Annotated in this window: 17 protein-coding genes; 5 read left to right on the forward strand and 12 right to left on the reverse strand. The window is 72.9% G+C overall.

From position 1 onward, the window contains the following. Window positions 1-80 precede the first annotated feature (80 nt). Window positions 81-986, forward strand: a complete 906-nt coding sequence (locus NYO98_RS05020; RefSeq protein ID WP_268110426.1) for an AMIN-like domain-containing (lipo)protein — start codon at window positions 81-83, stop codon at window positions 984-986. 12 nt (window positions 987-998) lie between these two features. Here NYO98_RS05020 and NYO98_RS05025 read toward each other — a convergent pair whose 3' ends face one another. After that, window positions 999-1,595: a TetR/AcrR family transcriptional regulator gene (locus NYO98_RS05025; protein WP_268110427.1), complete on the reverse strand. Its 597-nt coding sequence runs from the start codon at window positions 1,593-1,595 to the stop codon at window positions 999-1,001. Window positions 1,596-1,642: 47 nt separating this feature from the next. On the opposite strand from NYO98_RS05025, the gene paaK reads away from it, so the two are divergent. The 4 genes from paaK to NYO98_RS05045 all read left to right on the forward strand — a co-directional run bounded on the left by paaK (window position 1,643) and on the right by NYO98_RS05045 (window position 6,252). Continuing rightward, window positions 1,643-2,950, forward strand: coding sequence for a phenylacetate--CoA ligase PaaK (gene paaK / locus NYO98_RS05030; RefSeq protein WP_268110428.1), 1,308 nt, complete (start codon window positions 1,643-1,645; stop codon window positions 2,948-2,950). Between the two features lie 207 nt (window positions 2,951-3,157). Further along, window positions 3,158-5,272, forward strand: a complete 2,115-nt coding sequence (locus tag NYO98_RS05035; RefSeq protein ID WP_268110429.1) for a DEAD/DEAH box helicase — start codon at window positions 3,158-3,160, stop codon at window positions 5,270-5,272. Window positions 5,273-5,323: 51 nt separating this feature from the next. Beyond that, a complete protein-coding gene (locus tag NYO98_RS05040) occupies window positions 5,324-5,794 on the forward strand; it encodes a DUF5709 domain-containing protein (protein ID WP_268110430.1) in 471 nt (156 codons plus the stop codon). Window positions 5,795-5,817: 23 nt separating this feature from the next. Continuing rightward, entirely contained in the window at window positions 5,818-6,252 is a 435-nt protein-coding gene (locus NYO98_RS05045; protein WP_268110431.1) for a methyltransferase family protein, read from the forward strand. 10 nt (window positions 6,253-6,262) lie between these two features. Here the strand turns inward: NYO98_RS05045 and NYO98_RS05050 are convergent, their stop codons facing one another. The 11 genes from NYO98_RS05050 to NYO98_RS05100 all read right to left on the reverse strand — a co-directional run bounded on the left by NYO98_RS05050 (window position 6,263) and on the right by NYO98_RS05100 (window position 16,014). Next, the gene (locus NYO98_RS05050) at window positions 6,263-7,207 is read right to left on the reverse strand and encodes a DUF1214 domain-containing protein (protein WP_268110432.1); all 945 of its coding nucleotides are present in this window, start codon (window positions 7,205-7,207) and stop codon (window positions 6,263-6,265) included. A 294-nt stretch (window positions 7,208-7,501) separates the two neighbouring features. Beyond that, window positions 7,502-8,311 carry a hypothetical protein gene (locus NYO98_RS05055; protein ID WP_268110433.1) on the reverse strand — a complete coding sequence of 270 codons (810 nt, stop codon included), beginning with the start codon at window positions 8,309-8,311 and terminating at the stop codon, window positions 7,502-7,504. Between the two features lie 58 nt (window positions 8,312-8,369). Beyond that, window positions 8,370-9,398: an alcohol dehydrogenase catalytic domain-containing protein gene (locus NYO98_RS05060; RefSeq protein ID WP_268110692.1), complete on the reverse strand. Its 1,029-nt coding sequence runs from the start codon at window positions 9,396-9,398 to the stop codon at window positions 8,370-8,372. A gap of 21 nt (window positions 9,399-9,419) precedes the next feature. Then, window positions 9,420-9,842, reverse strand: a complete 423-nt coding sequence (locus tag NYO98_RS05065; RefSeq protein WP_268110434.1) for a DUF6325 family protein — start codon at window positions 9,840-9,842, stop codon at window positions 9,420-9,422. Then, on the reverse strand, window positions 9,839-10,126 hold the full coding sequence (locus NYO98_RS05070) for a hypothetical protein (protein WP_268110435.1): 288 nt from the start codon (window positions 10,124-10,126) through the stop codon (window positions 9,839-9,841). The genes NYO98_RS05065 and NYO98_RS05070 overlap by 4 nt, the downstream gene beginning before the upstream one ends. Window positions 10,127-10,184: 58 nt before the next feature. Further along, the gene (locus NYO98_RS05075) at window positions 10,185-11,444 is read right to left on the reverse strand and encodes a sulfatase family protein (RefSeq protein WP_268110436.1); all 1,260 of its coding nucleotides are present in this window, start codon (window positions 11,442-11,444) and stop codon (window positions 10,185-10,187) included. A gap of 32 nt (window positions 11,445-11,476) precedes the next feature. Then, window positions 11,477-12,220 carry an SDR family oxidoreductase gene (locus NYO98_RS05080; RefSeq protein WP_268110437.1) on the reverse strand — a complete coding sequence of 248 codons (744 nt, stop codon included), beginning with the start codon at window positions 12,218-12,220 and terminating at the stop codon, window positions 11,477-11,479. A 17-nt stretch (window positions 12,221-12,237) separates the two neighbouring features. After that, window positions 12,238-12,906, reverse strand: coding sequence for a histidine phosphatase family protein (locus NYO98_RS05085; RefSeq protein ID WP_268110438.1), 669 nt, complete (start codon window positions 12,904-12,906; stop codon window positions 12,238-12,240). Then, complete coding sequence (locus tag NYO98_RS05090) at window positions 12,903-13,976, reverse strand: phosphotransferase family protein (RefSeq protein WP_268110439.1); 1,074 nt, start codon at window positions 13,974-13,976, stop codon at window positions 12,903-12,905. The genes NYO98_RS05085 and NYO98_RS05090 overlap by 4 nt, the downstream gene beginning before the upstream one ends. Continuing rightward, window positions 13,973-14,764, reverse strand: a complete 792-nt coding sequence (locus NYO98_RS05095; protein WP_268110440.1) for an SDR family NAD(P)-dependent oxidoreductase — start codon at window positions 14,762-14,764, stop codon at window positions 13,973-13,975. The genes NYO98_RS05090 and NYO98_RS05095 overlap by 4 nt, the downstream gene beginning before the upstream one ends. After that, on the reverse strand, window positions 14,761-16,014 hold the full coding sequence (locus tag NYO98_RS05100) for an acyl-CoA dehydrogenase family protein (RefSeq protein WP_268110441.1): 1,254 nt from the start codon (window positions 16,012-16,014) through the stop codon (window positions 14,761-14,763). The genes NYO98_RS05095 and NYO98_RS05100 overlap by 4 nt, the downstream gene beginning before the upstream one ends. Window positions 16,015-16,040 lie beyond the last annotated feature (26 nt).

Below are 16,040 nucleotides of genomic sequence, written 5' to 3' on the forward strand. Positions count from 1 at the left end.
GGACAGAGTTCCGCCGGCCCTTCCCGGACTCCTCCGACATGCCTACCGTGGGACGGGTCGCGCGTGTCGGGAGGTCGGTCGTGAAGGTCTCGAGGTTGCTGTCATCGGTGCTGGCGCTCGCCCTGGCGCCGGCGCTGGTCCCGCCGTCGGCCGGGAGTGCCACGGCGCCGGCCACCTCGGCCGCGCCGCCGACACCTGTCCTGGTCGCCGTGCGCGCCGCCCACCGCGACGGTCTCGACCGCGTCGTCTTCGAGTTCCGCGGTGGTCTGCCCGCAACGCGGCAGGTCGACTACGTCGACCGGCTGTTCGCGGACGGGTCCGGTCGCCGCGTCCGCGTCGCCGGCCAGGCGCTCCTGCGGGTGCGCTTCGAGCGCGCCCAGGCGCACACCGACGACGGGTCGCCGACCGCGGCGCCGCGCCGGGTCGCGTACGCCCTGCCCAACGTGATGACCGCCGTCCGGGCGGGCGACTTCGAGGCGGTGACGACGTACGGGCTCGGGCTGGCGAGGCGGACGCCCGTCCGGGTCACGACGCTGCAGGCGCCTCCGCGCGTGGTCGTCGAGGTCGGCGCCGGGTTCACCACCGTGCAGCGCAAGGTGTGGTTCCTCGACCGCGACCGGTTCGTCGACAACCGCGAGCCGTTCTTCGTCCCCGTGCGGCGGCCGGTCGCCCCCGGCGCGCCCGCGACCGGGCTGATGGACCGTCTCTTCGCCGGTCCGCTGCCGGGGGAGCGGGCGCGCGGGCTTCGCCTGCTGCGATCCGGCGCCACCGGCTACGACGACCTCACGGTCGCCGGCGGCGTCGCCGACCTGCGGCTCACCGGCCGCTGCCGCAGCGGCGGTGCCACCGTGAGCATCGCGGGCGAGGTGCTGCCGACGCTCAAGCAGCTGCCGACCATCGACCGCGTCGTGCTGCGCGACGCGACCGGGAGCACCCTCGACCCCGACGGGTCGGGCGACTCCACCCCGGCGTGCCTGGAGCCCTGAGCCGCCACGACCTCAGGCGCGGTGCCGCACCAGGCCGTCGAAGGCGAGCGTGGTCACCGAGTCGGCGAGCGCGTCGCGGTCGCTGCCGACGCGGAGCCACTCGGTCATGGAGTTCACCATCCCGAAGAGCAGCCGGCTGACGAGCAGCGGGTCGACGTCGGCGCGGATGGCGCCGGTGTCGGCGGCCTCGCGCACCATCTCGGCCAGCCGGTGGTCGATGTCACGGCGACGCGCGAGGGCGTTCTGCTCGGCCGGGGTGTTGCCCCGCACCCGCAGCAGCAGGGTGACGGCCGGCAGGTGGTCGGCCAGCACCACCACGCTGGAGCGGAGGGCGGCGCGCAGCCGCTCCTCGGGCGTGAGCGACCGGTCCGCCTGCACGGTGTCGAGCGCGGTCGTGAGCTCGTCGAGCGCCTCGTCGAGCGCCCGCTCGAGCAGGTGCTCCTTGCTCGGGACGTGGTGGTAGATCGCCGACTTCGTGAGGCCCAGCTCACGAGCCAGGTCCCCCATGCTCGTGGCGTCGTAGCCTTGCCGGTTGAAGAGCTCGATCGCGACGCGCAGGACGGTCTGCTGGTCGTGGCCGGGGCGGCCCCGACGTGCGGGCTCTGACATGGATGAACGTTCTCACGACCCACCACGCGCGAGCGGAGGACCACACCGTGCTCGACCTGACTCCCCGGCCCGGCGACCTCGACCCGGTCGAGACCGCACCGATCGAGGAGCTGCGCGCGCTGCAGCTCGAGCGGCTCCGGTGGTCGGTGCGCCACGCCTACGACAACGTCGCGCACTACCGCCGCGCCTTCGACGAGGCGGGCGTGACGCCCGACGACGTACGGTCGCTGGAGGACCTGGCGAGGCTGCCGTTCACCACCAAGGCCACCCTGCGCGACAACTACCCGTTCGGGATGTTCGCGGTCCCGCGCGAGGACGTCGTACGCCTGCACGCCTCGAGCGGGACGACGGGCAAGCCGACCGTGGTCGGCTACACCCGCGACGACCTCGACATGTGGGCCGACGTGGTGGCGAGGTCGATCCGGGCCGCCGGCGGCCGGCGGGGGATGGTGCTGCACAACGCGTACGGCTACGGGCTCTTCACGGGCGGCCTGGGCGCGCACGCGGGTGCCGAGCGCCTCGGCTGCACGGTCGTGCCGGTCTCCGGCGGCATGACCCAGCGCCAGGTGCAGCTGATCCTCGACTTCGAGCCCGACGTCATCATGGTGACCCCGTCCTACATGCTCTCGATCCTCGACGAGCTCGAGGCGCAGGGCGTCGACCCGCGCTCGACGTCGCTCAAGGTCGGCATCTTCGGCGCCGAGCCCTGGACGAACGACATGCGGCGCGAGATGGAGGAGCGCACCGACATGCACGCCGTCGACATCTACGGCCTGTCCGAGGTGATCGGTCCCGGCGTGGCGAGCGAGTGCGTCGAGACCAAGGACGGCCTCCACGTGTGGGAGGACCACTTCTACCCCGAGGTGATCGACCCGGTGACGCGTGAGGTGCTGCCCGACGGGGAGGAGGGCGAGCTCGTCCTCACCACCCTCACCAAGCAGGCGATGCCCGTCATCCGCTACCGCACGCGCGACCTCACCCGGCTCCTGCCGGGCACCGCCCGCAGCATGCGGCGGATGGAGAAGATCACCGGTCGCACCGACGACATGATCATCCTGCGCGGGGTGAACCTCTTTCCCACCCAGATCGAGGAGATCGTGCTGGGCATCCCGACCCTGTCGCCGCACTTCCAGTGCCACCTCGATCGCAGCGGCAACCTCGACACGCTGACGGTCCGCGTCGAGCGCCGCGACGCCACCACCGACGCGGAGGCCGCCGCCGCGCAGGCCGAGCTGGGCAGGCGGATCAAGGCGTCGATCGGGGTCAGCGTCGGGGTCGACGTCGTCGACGTGGCCTCGATCGAGCGATCGGTCGGCAAGATGCGCCGGATCGTCGACCACCGCGCGGCGCGCTGATCGGGGATATTTACCGGCTTCGGTGCGGCGAGCGCTACAGTGGAGGAAGCGTTCCAGACGCCGTGCCGCTGTGATCACCCCAGATCCGCCGGACACCGCGCACCTGGCGCCCGCTCCACACCTCCACGCCGTGGCGTGCAGGCAGAGCCGCACGGGCTCGCCTGCTCCACGACGCGTATCCAGTCAGGCCCAGTCCGGGAGGACCCCTTGGCCCAGCGCCAGCGTCAACGCGGCAGTCGCCGCACCCCTGCGCACGCCCGCCACAAGGACAACGAGGGCATCGTCCCCGTCCTGGCGCGTGCCGTGCGCGAGCTCGAGTCGGCCGTGCAGCGGGGCCCGCTCGCCCCCGGCCAGCGTGTCCGCTTCCAGGTGGTGGCGCTGCTGGTGCGCGAGCACCGCACCGACGTACGCGCCTCGGCCGAGCTCACCGACGCCCAGAAGGCCGACGAGCTCAAGCGCCTCGACGGCATCGCGACGATCCTCGCCAAGACCGCGACCCGCGACCCCTCCCTCTTCGGCCTGCTCTCGGAGGAGGCCGTCGTCACCGACTCCGCTCGCGACCTGCGCCTCGAGATGCTGCGCAAGGCCGGCGTCGAGGTCGCGACGGAGGAGCCGAAGCCCGACGACGAGGCCGGACCGGGCCTCGGCGAGCGCCGCGTCGTGCCGCAGTCCGTGCTCCAGCACCAGCTGGCCAACCCGTTCCTCGTGCCCGACTTCGGCATCGGCCGCGAGCGCCGCAGCGTCCACGGCCGGCTGTCGTCGTGGGAGCTGCTCGGCCCGCTGTTCCGCTCCTTCGAGCTCGGCGGCGCCTCCTCGTGCATGGACCTGCCCGAGGCCACCTCGCTCAAGGCCCCCGGCAAGCTCGAGCTGATGCCGCACCAGGCCCGCATGATCGCCGCGGCCGCGGAGGGTCACCGCACCTTCCTCCTGGCCGACGAGCCCGGCCTCGGCAAGACCGCGCAGGCGCTGCTCGCCGCGCAGGCAGCCGACGCCTACCCGCTGCTGGTGGTGTGCCCCAACGTCGTGAAGACCAACTGGGCGCGCGAGACCGAGCGCTGGACGCCGCGGCGCCGCGCCACCGTGATCCACGGTGACGGCGACCAGGTCGACGCCTTCGCCGACGTCATCATCGTCAACTACGAGATCCTCGACCGCCACGTCGGCTGGCTCGGCTCCTTCGGCTTCCGCGGCATGGTGGTCGACGAGGCCCACTTCATCAAGAACAAGACGTCGCAGCGCTCGCGGCACGTCCTCGAGCTCTCCGAGCGGCTGCGCGCCCGCACCGCCCGCCCGCTCCTGATGGCGCTGACCGGCACCCCGCTGATCAACGACATCGAGGACTTCCGCGCGATCTGGCAGTTCCTCGGGTGGGTCGACGACACCAAGCCGCTGGCGCGGCTGATGGAGGCGCTGGAGGAGACCGACCTGACCCCGGCGGACCACGCGTTCTACCCGGCGGCCCGCAAGGCGGTCATCGACATGGGCATCGTGCGCCGTCGCAAGGTCGACGTCGCCGAGGACATCCCGGCCCGCCGCATCGCCGACATCCCGGTCGAGCTCGACGACGAGGACACCCGCTCGATCCGTGCGGCCGAGGAGGACCTCGCCCGGCGGCTGGTCCAGCGCTACAAGGCCGCGCTGGAGACCCGCCGCACCGGCTCCGTCGTCGACGGCATCGACCACGAGCTCGTCCGCCGCGTCGCGACGTGGGAGCGCGAGGAGATGGACCAGGGCACGGGTGGCGAGAACGTCTTCTCGATGTTCCGCCGCATCGGGCGCGCGAAGGCCGGCCTCTCGGCGGACTACGCCGCCCAGCTCGCGCGCAACGTCGGCAAGGTGGTCTTCTTCGCCCGCCACGTCGACGTCATGGACATCGCGGAGGAGACCTTCACCCGCCGCGGCCTGAAGCACACCTCGATCCGCGGCGACCAGACCCCGCGTGCCCGTGAGCGGGCGATCGAGGCGTTCGTCAACGACCCCGACGTCCAGGTCATCGTCTGCTCGCTGGCCGCCGCCGGCGTCGGCGTCAACCTCCAGGTGGCGTCCAACGTGGTGCTCTCGGAGCTCTCGTGGACCGACGCCGAGCAGACCCAGGCGATCGACCGCGTGCACCGCATCGGCCAGAGCGACCCGGTCACCGCGTGGCGCATCATCGCCGCGCAGACCATCGACACCCGCATCGCCGAGCTGATCGACTCGAAGGCCGGCCTCGCCGCCCGCGCGCTCGACGGCTCCGACGAGGAGGTCGGGTCCTCGGCCAACATCCAGACCGAGGCCCTCGTCGCCCTGCTCACCGATGCGCTGGAGCGCGAGCTCGGCTGACGGGTCGCTCGGCCCTTGTCCGGGCCGGTCTGCTCCGGTAGGCCTAGAGGCATGACAGAGGACCGCGAGACCTACCTCGACATGTCGATCGACGACGAGGACCAGCTCCAGCCCGGCGACACGCTGGACGACGGCGACCTCGACGACGTGCTCGACCGCGGCTACTCCCCGCCCGACCGCGCACCGAAGGGGTACGACGACTACCCGACCGAGGCGGAGATGCGCCAGGGCGAGTCGCTCGACGAGCGGCTGGCCGAGGAGGAGCCCGACGTCGACCCCTACGCCGAGGACGACCGGGACGACGACCACGAGGACGAGAACGCCCTCGACGAGCAGCTCGGCCTCGACGAGGCGGACGAGCGGACCGGCCGCCTGGTCGCGCCCGACTCCGGGCTGGGGGCGGACGTCGACAAGCAGGAGCTCGCCCACGACGTCGGCATCGACGGTGCCGGTGCCTCCGCGGAGGAGGCGGCCATGCACATCACCCGTGAGCCCGAGCCGCCGGAGGACGACGACTACTGAGCAGCGACACCGTCTCCTTCCGGTTGTGGCCGCCGGTCGCGATCGGCGTACCCCTCCTGGCCGGGCTCCTGGCGACGGCGACGTGGGGTGACCCCGTCGACCCGGGCGGCTGGCGGGTGCCGGTGGGCTGGGCCCTGCTGGTCGCCTTCGCCGTCTGGAACGGCTGGTCGCTGTGGCTCTTCGCCCCCCACGAGACGGGGCTGCTGCCGGGCGGGGCCACGATGTCGCTGATCGAGGAGGGGCCCTACCGCCTGTCCCGCAACCCGCTCTACGTCGGCCTGCTGGCCCTGCACCTCTCCATCGCCCTGCTCGTGCCGAGCTTCTGGGCCGTCGTGGCGCTGCCGGTGTCGTGGTTCCTCGTCTGGTGGGGCGCGGTGCGGCCGGAGGAGCGGTTCCTCCACGAGCGGTTCGGCGAGGAGTACGACGCCTACACGCGCCGGGTACGTCGCTGGCTGTGACGACCGGACCTCACGTGGCGAGGCCGGGGAAGCTCCACGCCCCCGAGAGGACCTCGGGCCGCGGGCGGTACAGCCGGACCAGGTAGTTCCAGCCGTCGGTGACCGGCAGCGAGTTGCGAGCGGGGTCGCCGTCGCCACCGAAGCGGACCGTCACGCTGCCGTCGTGGTTGCGGGCCGCGGTGATGCTGTTGACGCTGTAGGCGTCGCGCTCGTTGGGCTCGAAGTAGCCGTCCGCGTTGTAGACCGAGATCGACCAGAACCCGTCGACCGGCACGTCGGCACCGACGGTGAGCTCGTAGTCGCCCGCCGGCAGGCCGGGCGTCACCCCGACGTAGGTGGCTTCGGCGTCGGGCAGGCCGCCCCAGCCCGCGGCCGATCCGATCAGGTGGTGCACCGGGTCGACCTCGTCGGCCCGCCCGAAGCTCGACTCGAAGGACGTCATGTCGGCGGCCAGGCCCAGCAGGGCCTGACGGGTCCGATCCAGGCTCGCCGCGTCGTGTTCCGCCGGCGCGAAGGTGCGCTCGGACGCCACGTCGAGGAGGAGCCGGTCCTGCAGGGCGGCCACGGCCGCCACGTCGTCCGGGTCCCGCGGGTCCACGAGCGTCCGGGCCGCGAGCACCACGTAGGCACTGCCCAGCTCGTCGGCCGTGAGCTCGTGCGTCCCGGGATCGTGGATGACCCGGTTGATGTAGTGGTCCTCGTTGACCGCCATCACCGACAGGTAGCGCTCGCCGGCGTCCGGCACGGTGAGCACCGCCCCGTCGGCGACGTCGACCACCGCGAAGCTGTAGAGCGTGTCGCGGTTCATCCGGATCACCGTCTGCCGGTCGACCGGTGCGGGCACCCGGTTGTGCGCGAACCTGTTGACGCCGCCGGCGTCGCGCTGCAGGTCGGCCATCATGCGGTGGGTCTCGGCCCGGGCGAAGTTGTCGACGTTCACCTTGATCGCTGTCACGCCGCGATCCTCGACGAGCGATCGCGGCACTTGCTCACCCGGATCAGGTGACCCGCCCGCACCGTGAAGGCAGTTCGCGGGCAGCAGCATGTCCGGCACGCTCAGGCCGAGTCTCGCGACAGCGAACTGCCTCCACCGTGCGCGGACGTCGACGCGAGGATCGCCATGTGGTGCACGAGCCCGCGGGTTGACGGCATGGACCTCGAGCGGCTGGGCGGAGACGATGAGATTCCGCGGGCGAGCAACCGGTCGCGCTGCTGCGCGGCGAACGCCACGACCTACGCACGAGGTCCGCTAGTCAGCTCTCCGGGCGCGGGCACGCACGGCAGCGCGTCCGGTAATCCACTGGGCGACGAGGATCGCGATGCCCCATCCCGCAACGCCTCGGCCGGCGAGGAGGCCGAGGCTCCCCACGTGCTCGGGGTGTGTCGCAGAGACGACGCCGAACCAGATCGCGCACGCCGCGGGCGGCACGATCGCGAACCACCAGCCTGCGGCCCCGTTGGCCAGCGCCAGGACGGCGACCGCAGCGGCGACGGCAACCCCCAGGGCGAACGCGGCCTGCATGGGCAGGTGCATCAGCCCCCACGTGTTGTCGTCCGGTTCTCCGCTGCGCGCCTGTTCCAGCACCTGGGCGGCGTGCACCACGGCTCCGACCGCAGCCACCGTGGACAGGATCGTCACCGGCCAGTACACCGGTTGCGTGACGAGCGGACGGAACGACCAGCGCGGCCCCGGACGCCACATCCGCGGGAAGGCTGCGCACGCCGTCACCAGCAGCGCCACGACGACCTGGCCCCACGCCTGAGCGGCCACCCCGCTGACCAGCACGGCTGCTGCGATGCCGACGACCTGGGGGCCGACCCACGGGACCGGCCTGACTGCCCAGGCGACCAGGGGCGCGGGGACCAGGACCGTGTACAGGAGTCCCCAGCTCGCCTCCAGGACGATGAACCGGGCGAACTCCGGGTAGGCGGATGGGACGACGGACACCGAGAGGTCGATGAGCCCGAAGAACAGGACGGCCCATCCCGCGGCGAGCGCGCCGGCGCCAAGCCGAGCACCGATCGCCCGGTCGCCGGCGAGACCAGCCGTGCTTTCCACCGCGTCAGTCTCCCACCGTGAGGAGCTCGTGGGCGGCGATCGACCGCCGGCGTCCGGGTCAGCGGGAGGGATCGATCAGCGTGATCCCGGCGGCGGTCGCGCTGTCGAACGAGGGGAGGAGCGTCGCGGCCTCGTCGAGCCCGACGGTGCGTCGTACGAGCCGGTCGGGCCGGAGCCGGCCACCCTCGACGAGGGCGAGCATGTCGGGGTAGTCCACCGCGGCCATGCCGTGGCTGCCCAGCACGTCGAGCTCCCACCCGATCACCCGGTCCATCGGGACTCGCGGGTGACCGCTGACCGGCGGCAGGAGTCCCGCCTGCACGTGGCGTCCGCGCCGCCGGAGGCTGAGCACCGCGTCCGCGCAGGTCTGCTCGCTGCCCACAGCGTCCACCGCGACGTGGCTGCCGCCACCCGTGAGGTCGGCGACCGCGGCCGGGACGTCCGAGCCGTCGGCCAGCACGCCGTGGTCCGCACCGAGGTCGGCGGCGAGGGCGAGGGCATCCGGGTTGCGGTCGATCGCGACCACGCGGCACCCCAGGGCGTGGGCGATCATCACCGTGCTGAGCCCGACGCCACCGGCGCCGACGACGGCCACCCACTCGCCCTCGACGACGCGGGCGCGTCCGACGAGCGCGCGGTACGCCGTCGCGAACCGGCACCCGAGACCGGCGGCGGTCGCGAAGTCGAGCGTCGCGGGGAGGGCGATCAGGTTGGCGTCCGCCGAGTGCAGCGCGACGAGCTCGCCGAACGATCCCCAGTGGGTGAAGCCCGGCTGCTGCTGGTCGGGGCACACCTGGGCGTTCCCCGACCGGCACCACTCGCAGCGACCGCAGCCGCACACGAACGGGACCGTCACCCGGTCCCCGACCCTCCACCGGGCGACCCCGGCACCGACCGCCACCACGACGCCGGCCAGCTCGTGGCCCGGCACGTGCGGGAACGCGATCTCGTCGTGTCCCGCCCAGGCGTGCCAGTCGCTCCGGCACAGCCCGGTGGCCATGACGCGGACGACCACACCGTCGTCCGGGCACGCGGGATCGGCGACCTCGCGAACCGTCGGACGTCCCCGGACCTCGTCGACGACCATGGCGCGCACCCGGCCATCCTGTCACCCGGGCCGGTCGTCCTCCGGGAGCCAGTGCTCGGCGAGCGGGCGGCCGCCGGCGCGCCCGATCGCCGCGAGGAGGGGCTCGGCCCACAGGTGCTCGAGGAGCGCGACGGCGGCGACACCGCCCGGCGGGACCGCGTCCGCCAGCGACCAGGTCCCGTCGGGGGACACGTCGTCGGAGGACGGCTGGTCGGCACCGCGACCGCCGCCCAGCACCTCGGCAGCGACCCGACCCAGGTCCGGGTCACTGCCGGGCGGTGGCTCGAGGACCTCGAAGGCGCCGTCGTCACGACGCTCGACCAGCACGACGTCGACCAGCCTCACGACACCGCGCTCGCGGAGCGCCGTGAGCTCGGCCAGCACCTCGCCCGAGAACGCGGGCTCGTCGAACCCGACCACCAGGACCTGGACCGGCCCGGTCACCGCGCGACCCGTTCGAGCAGCTCGTCGAACTCCTTCTGCGTGAGCACGCCGGTGTCGAGCAGGTGCTGCAGGGCCGCCACCGGGTCCCGCACGGGCCGCGCGCCGGCCTCGGCCGGGTGCTGGGTCGCCGGCGCCGAGGGTGGCTGCGGGACCGGAGGCGCGGGCGACGGGCGCGGCGGGTGCGTCGCGGCGTACGCCTGCGCCGGGGTGAAGCGGCCGCCGTAGTAGGGCACGCTGCCGGTCATCCCGGTCATCCGGATCTGTCGCGGCACCAGTACGACCACGGCTCGATGATGCCGCACCGGACGACCGTCGCGCTACGGCGGACCGCGACCCCGGCAGCTACTGCTCGAGCGCGCGCAGGGCCCGGCCCTGCGCGCTGAAGAGCTGTCCCGTCGTCCGTGCGAACTCGGTGACGTCAGCGTCGCGGAGGCTCGTGAGCTGGTGGGGGTCGCGCTCGAGGTCGTAGAGCTCCCACTCCGCGGTGTCGTGGTGCTCGATGTAGGCCGACGAGCCCGTGCGGAGCATCGACCAGTCCAGGTTCGTGTTCTCGACGAGCAGGCGCCGTCGCCACCCGGACCAGTCGCCGGACCGCAGCGGCTCGAGCATCGAGCGGCCGTCGAGGTCGCGGCCCGCGTCGGGGTCGAGGCCGGCGATGTCCAGGGCGGTGGGCATCAGGTCGACCTGCGAGACGAGCGCGTCGACCGTGCGTGGCTCGACGCCGGGGCCGCGGACGGCGAACGGGATCCCGGCCGACTCCTCGTAGGGCTGCGACTTGTGGAAGAGCCGGTGCTCACCGAGCAGGTAGCCGTTGTCGGAGACGAAGAAGATCCAGGTCCGCCTGAGCTGGCCCGTGCGCCGGAGGACGTCCAGCACGCCGGCGACCTGGTCGTCGACGTCCTGGAGCTCCTCGAGCTTGCCCTCGTAGACCCTCCGCATGCGGTCGCGGTCCTGGGGCGGGAGGTCCCGCAGCCACGACGGCTTGTCGCTCATGTCGGCCTCGTTCGACGCGGGCGGGTCCCAGGCCACCCCGTCGAAGTCGTGGGCGTGCTCGGGGCTCGGGGTGGCGGGGCCGTGCGGCGCCGTCGGGGCGAACACCGCGAACCACGGCCCCGTGTCCTGGTGGCGGCGGATGAAGCGCCGCAGCCGCTTCGCCGCGAACCGGTCGAACGCGCGCTGCGAGGGGACCTGTCGGACCGTGCCGTCGACGTTGACCCGCGGGTCGTCGATCATGCCGTCGAGCAGCGCGACCCACCGGTCCCAGCCCGGGCCGACGTAGGTCGGCTGCTGGGCGAGCCCGTTCATGTACTTGCCGAAGTAGCCGGTGTCGTAGCCGGCCGCCCGGATCCGCGTGGCCACCGTGTCCCGGTCGTGCCCCTGCGCCACGAACGGCGGGTGGGTCATGTTGGTGTCGCACCCGTGGTTGTGGGGGTAGCGGCTGGTCAGGATCGAGGCGCGCGCCGGACCGCACAGCGGCATCGCGCAGTAGCCGCGGCGGAGGTGCACCCCCTTGCGCACGAGCCGTCGCCACGTCCGGTCCATCGTCCTCAGCGTCGAGCGCATCTGGTCGTCGGTGATGATCCACAGCACGTTGTCGGCCATGCTCCGCACCCTACGCACGGCCGGTGCGCGACCTACGCCATCCGGCGCAGCAGACCCACCGGCACGTGCTTGACGACGTGTCCCAGCGGGCGCCAGGGCCAGGCGGGCACGATGGCGGACCTCTTCTCCTTCTCGATCGCCTCGACCATGGCGCGCACGCCCTTCTCGGTCGACGCCACGAGGGGCGTGCGGGCTGCGGTGCCGGACATCTCGGAGACGATGTAGCCCGGGTAGAGCACGGTGACCTTGATCGGCGTGCCGTGGACGTCGGCGCGGAACCCCTCGGCGAGGTGGGCCACGGCGGCCTTGGTCGCGGCGTACGTCGTGATGTTCCTCGGCATCCCGCGGAGCGCGGAGAACGACGAGACCATCACGAGGTGCCCGGAGCCCTGCGCACGGAAGATCGCGGCGGCCGCCTCGGTCTGGGCGAGCGCGCCGATGAAGTTGGTCTCGGCGGTCTCCCGGTTCGCGTCGAAGCGCCCGGTGCCCAGCGGCTGGCCCTTGCCGAGGCCGGCGTTGACGACGACGCGGTCGATGCCGCCCAGCTCCCCGCGGAACTCCTCGAAGACGCGGAACACGGCGTCGTGGTCGGTGACGTCGAGCGCCTTGACCGCGACGCGGCGGTCCGGGTGCGCGGTGGTGATCTCCGCGGCGAGCTCGGCGAGGCGGTCCGTACGACGCGCGCACAGCGCGACGTCGTGGCCCCGTGCGGCGAGCTGGCGGGCCATCTCGGCACCCAGCCCGCTGCTGGCGCCGGTGATGAGGGTCGTCGACATGGGGTCTCCTGGGTGGACTAGCGGTAGGTGATCAGGTCGGGGGAGAGGTGGTCGGCGGCGTTGAAGGTCACGAGCGTCGTGCCGCGTGAGCCGCACACCACGGTCGAGGTGCCGGTGTTGATCGAGACCGGGTTGAGCCGCAGCCACAGGTCGGTGCGGGAGGCGTCGGTGTCGGCCAGCAGCGACGCGGCCGCCCAGGCCACGGGTCCTCCGCTGGTCAGCACGACCGCGGTCCCCCTGCGGGGCAGCGTGTTCGCGAGCCGCGCGAGGGCCGCGCCCACGCGCGCGGTGAAGACGGTGAAGGACTCGTCGTACGACTCGTCGTGCTCACCCGACGTCCACCGGCGCGTCGCCTCCTCGAACCACCGCTGGAACGCGGCCTTCTCCGACTCGCCCTCCGCAGTGGCGGGCCGGTCGTGGACGGCGAGGACCTGCAGGTGGTCGAACTCGTTCCAGCCCGCGTCGACGTCGACGGCGGACGACCAGCCTGCGCCCTCCAGGACGCCGTCGGCGGTCTGGGCGTGGCGCCTCATCTCGCCCGCCACGACGAGGTCGGGCACGACGCCCCGGGCGGCGAGGGCCGCGCCGAGCACCCGCGACTGCTCGTGGCCGGTGGGGGAGAGGTCGTCGTAGTCGGCCGCGCCGAAGGACGCCTGCCCGTGGCGGACCAGCAGGATCTGGCTCACGCCGCGACCAGGCTGTCGAGGCGGCGTCCGATGATCTGCACGGCCGGCCCGAAGAGGGCGTACATCTCGTTGGTCGTCTGGCCGTGGAAGTACCGGTAGTAGATCTGCTGGGCGATCACCGCCATGCGGAAGAGCCCGAAGACCTCGTAGAAGCGCCACCGCTCCGGCGTCACCGACCGGCCGGTGCGCTCGGCGTATGCCGCCACGAACTCGTCGCGCGTCAGCATCCCGGGCAGGTGCGTCGGCACCCGTCGCACCATCTGGAACTCCTCGGTGTCGTCGGCCTGCACCCAGTAGGCCATCGACCCGGCGAGGTCCATCAGCGGGTCGCCGAGGGTGGCCATCTCCCAGTCGAGGACCCCCACCACCCGGGTGACGTCGTCGGCGTCGAGCACGAGGTTGTCGAGCTTGAAGTCGTTGTGGATCACGCAGGTGGCCACGTCGTCCGGCTGGTGCGCGTCGAGCCACCCCATGACCTGCTCCAGGTCGGGCACGTCGTCGGTGCGGGCGTTGCGGTAGCGCGTGGACCAGCCGTCGACCTGGCGCCTCACGTAGCCGCTTCCCTTGCCCAGGTCGGCGAGGCCGGCCCGCTCCGGGTCGATGCCGTGCAGCTCGGCCAGCACGTCGACCGCGTGCAGGCACAGCTCGCGGGCCTGCTCGGGTGACAGCGGCACGTCGGCGGGCCACTCACTGCGCGGGATCACGCCGGGGATGCGGTCCATCGCGTAGAAGTCGCCGCCGATGACCCCGGCGTCGTCGCAGAAGGCGACCATCGTCGCGACGTGGTCGAACACCGGCGCGAGCGCCGACTGGATGACGTACTCGCGGCGCATGTCGTGCGCGCCCCTCGCCTTGGTGCCGGCCGGCGCCCGCCGCACGATCAGGTCGCGCCCCGAGGGGTAGCGGAGCAGGTAGGTGAGGTTGGACGCGCCGCCGGTGAACTGCCGGACCTCCGGCTCGCCGTCCAGGCCTTCGGGCGTCGCGGCGTGCTCGCGGATCCACGCCGCCACCCGCGCGACGTCGAAGGCGTCCTCCTCGCGCACCTCGCGTGCGCCCGGCACGGCCGTCACGAGGCGCCCAGCGCGTCGAGCTTCGCGGCCTGCTCGCGCATCACCGCGTCGTAGGCCGGTCGATCGGCCCACTTGAGGAAGTAGGCCTGCCGCGCCGCCTCGTCGGGGACGATCACGTCCTCACCCGCGTCCATGCCGGCGAGCACGGCGGAGGCGATGTCGTCCGCCGTGACCCGGGACCGCTCCACGAGGCCGCCGACCACGCGCCCCACCACCTCGTCGCTGCCCTGCATCGAGTCCATCAGGTTGGTCCGGAAGTAGGAGGGGCACACCACGCTCGCCCGGATGCCGTACGACGCCAGCTCGTGGCCGCAGGTCTCGGTGAACGCCACGACCGCGGCCTTCACCGCGTTGTAGGAGCCCATCCCGGCGGGGTGCACGAGCCCGGCGAGCGAGGCGACGTTGACCAGGTGCCCGGAGCGCTGCTCCTTGAGCATCGGGACGAACGCCCTCGTGCCGCGGACCAGCCCGAAGAGGTTGATGTCGGTGATCCACTGCCACTCCTCGAGCGTGCAGCGGTCGACGCGACCGCCACCCGCGACCCCGGCGTTGTTGACGAGCACGTCGAGACCGCCCCAGCGCTCCCGGACGGCGTCGACCGCGGCGGCCCAGTCGTCGTCGGAGGTGATGTCGAGGACCAGGTCGATGCCGCCCTCGACGGAGGAGTCGGCGACGCGGTCGGTGGCGAGCACCTCGTCGCCACGCGCCCGGAAGGCGGCGGTGAGCGCGGCGCCGAGGCCGGAGGCCGCGCCGGTGACCAGGACGCGGCGGCTGCCGGGCGCGCTCACGAGGTGTGCTTCCCGAGCTCGATCTTGGCGATGACGTTGCGGTGCACCTCGTCCGGGCCGTCGGCCAGCCGGAGCGACCGCGCCCCGACCCAGGCGGAGGCCAGCGGGAAGTCGTCGCTCATCCCGCCGCCGCCGTGCAGCTGGATCGCCATGTCGATGACGTCGAGGGCCATGGCGGGGACCTCCACCTTGATCTCGCTGACCGCGGAGTAGGCCTCGCGGCTCATGCCCTGGTCGAGCAGCCAGGCGGCGTGCATGACGAGCAGCCGCGAGCGGTTGATCGCGATGCGGGCGTCGGCGATCCGCTCGCGGTTGCCGCCGAGGTTGGCGAGGGGCTTGCCGAAGGCGGTGCGGGACACCGCGCGGGCGCAGGCCAGCTCGAGCGCGCGCTCGGCGAGGCCGATCGCCCGCATGCAGTGGTGGACCCGACCCGGACCGAGCCGCCCCTGGGCGATCTCGAAGGCGCGTCCCGGGCCGAGCAGGACGTTGGACGCCGGCACCCGCACGTCGTCGAAGGAGACCTCACCGTGGCCCAGGGGCTCGTCGTAGTAGCCCATCGTGGTGAGCATCCGCTCGACCTTCACCCCGGGGGTGTCGCGCGGCACCAGCACCATGGTGTGGCGGGAGTGGCGGTCGGCGTCGGGGTCGGAGAGGCCCATGAACACGAGCACCTTGCAGTCGGGGTTGCCGATGCCGGTCGACCACCACTTGCGGCCGTTGATGACGATCTCGTCGCCGTCCACCTCGGCGGTCGCCGCCATGTTGGTCGCGTCGGAGGACGCGACGGCCGGCTCCGTCATGCAGAAGGCGCTGCGGATCTCGCCGCGGAGCAGCGGCTCGAGCCACTGCTCGCGCTGCGCGTCGGTGCCGTACCGGAGCAGCACCTCCATGTTGCCGGTGTCGGGCGCGTTGGAGTTGAAGACGAGGGGAGCCAGGAAGGAGCGGCCCATCGCCTCGGCGACCGGGGCGTAGTCGACGTTGGTCAGGCCCGCGCCGCCGTCGGTGCCGAAGTCGGCGGCGTAGCGACCCGCGTGCGCGGCCGGCAGGAACAGGTTCCACAGGCCCTGGGCGCGCGCCTTGGCCTGCAGCTCGCCGATGACGGGGTCGGGCGTCCAGCTGTCGCCGCCGGACTCGCGCAGGCGCGTGATCCGCTGGTGGGCCTCGGCCTCGATCGGCTCGATCTCGTCGGCGACGAACGCGCGCACGCGCCCCTGGAGGTCGGCGGCGCGGGGGGAGAGCGAGAAGTCCATGCCGTTGACCTTGGCACACTGTTGAG

This window comes from Nocardioides pini, from assembly GCF_026712185.1.
GTDB lineage: Bacteria > Actinomycetota > Actinomycetes > Propionibacteriales > Nocardioidaceae > Nocardioides > Nocardioides pini.

Bases quoted from the DNA above. Each gene is read 5' to 3' on its own strand.
- NYO98_RS05025 (WP_268110427.1), bottom strand. From the start codon at position 1,595: ATGTCAGAGCCCGCACGTCGGGGCCGCCCCGGCCACGACCAGCAGACC.
- NYO98_RS05040 (WP_268110430.1), top strand. From the start codon at position 5,324: ATGACAGAGGACCGCGAGACCTACCTCGACATGTCGATCGACGACGAG.
- NYO98_RS05060 (WP_268110692.1), bottom strand. From the start codon at position 9,398: ATGGTCGTCGACGAGGTCCGGGGACGTCCGACGGTTCGCGAGGTCGCC.
- NYO98_RS05075 (WP_268110436.1), bottom strand. From the start codon at position 11,444: ATGGCCGACAACGTGCTGTGGATCATCACCGACGACCAGATGCGCTCG.
- NYO98_RS05080 (WP_268110437.1), bottom strand. From the start codon at position 12,220: ATGTCGACGACCCTCATCACCGGCGCCAGCAGCGGGCTGGGTGCCGAG.
- NYO98_RS05100 (WP_268110441.1), bottom strand. From the start codon at position 16,014: ATGGACTTCTCGCTCTCCCCCCGCGCCGCCGACCTCCAGGGGCGCGTG.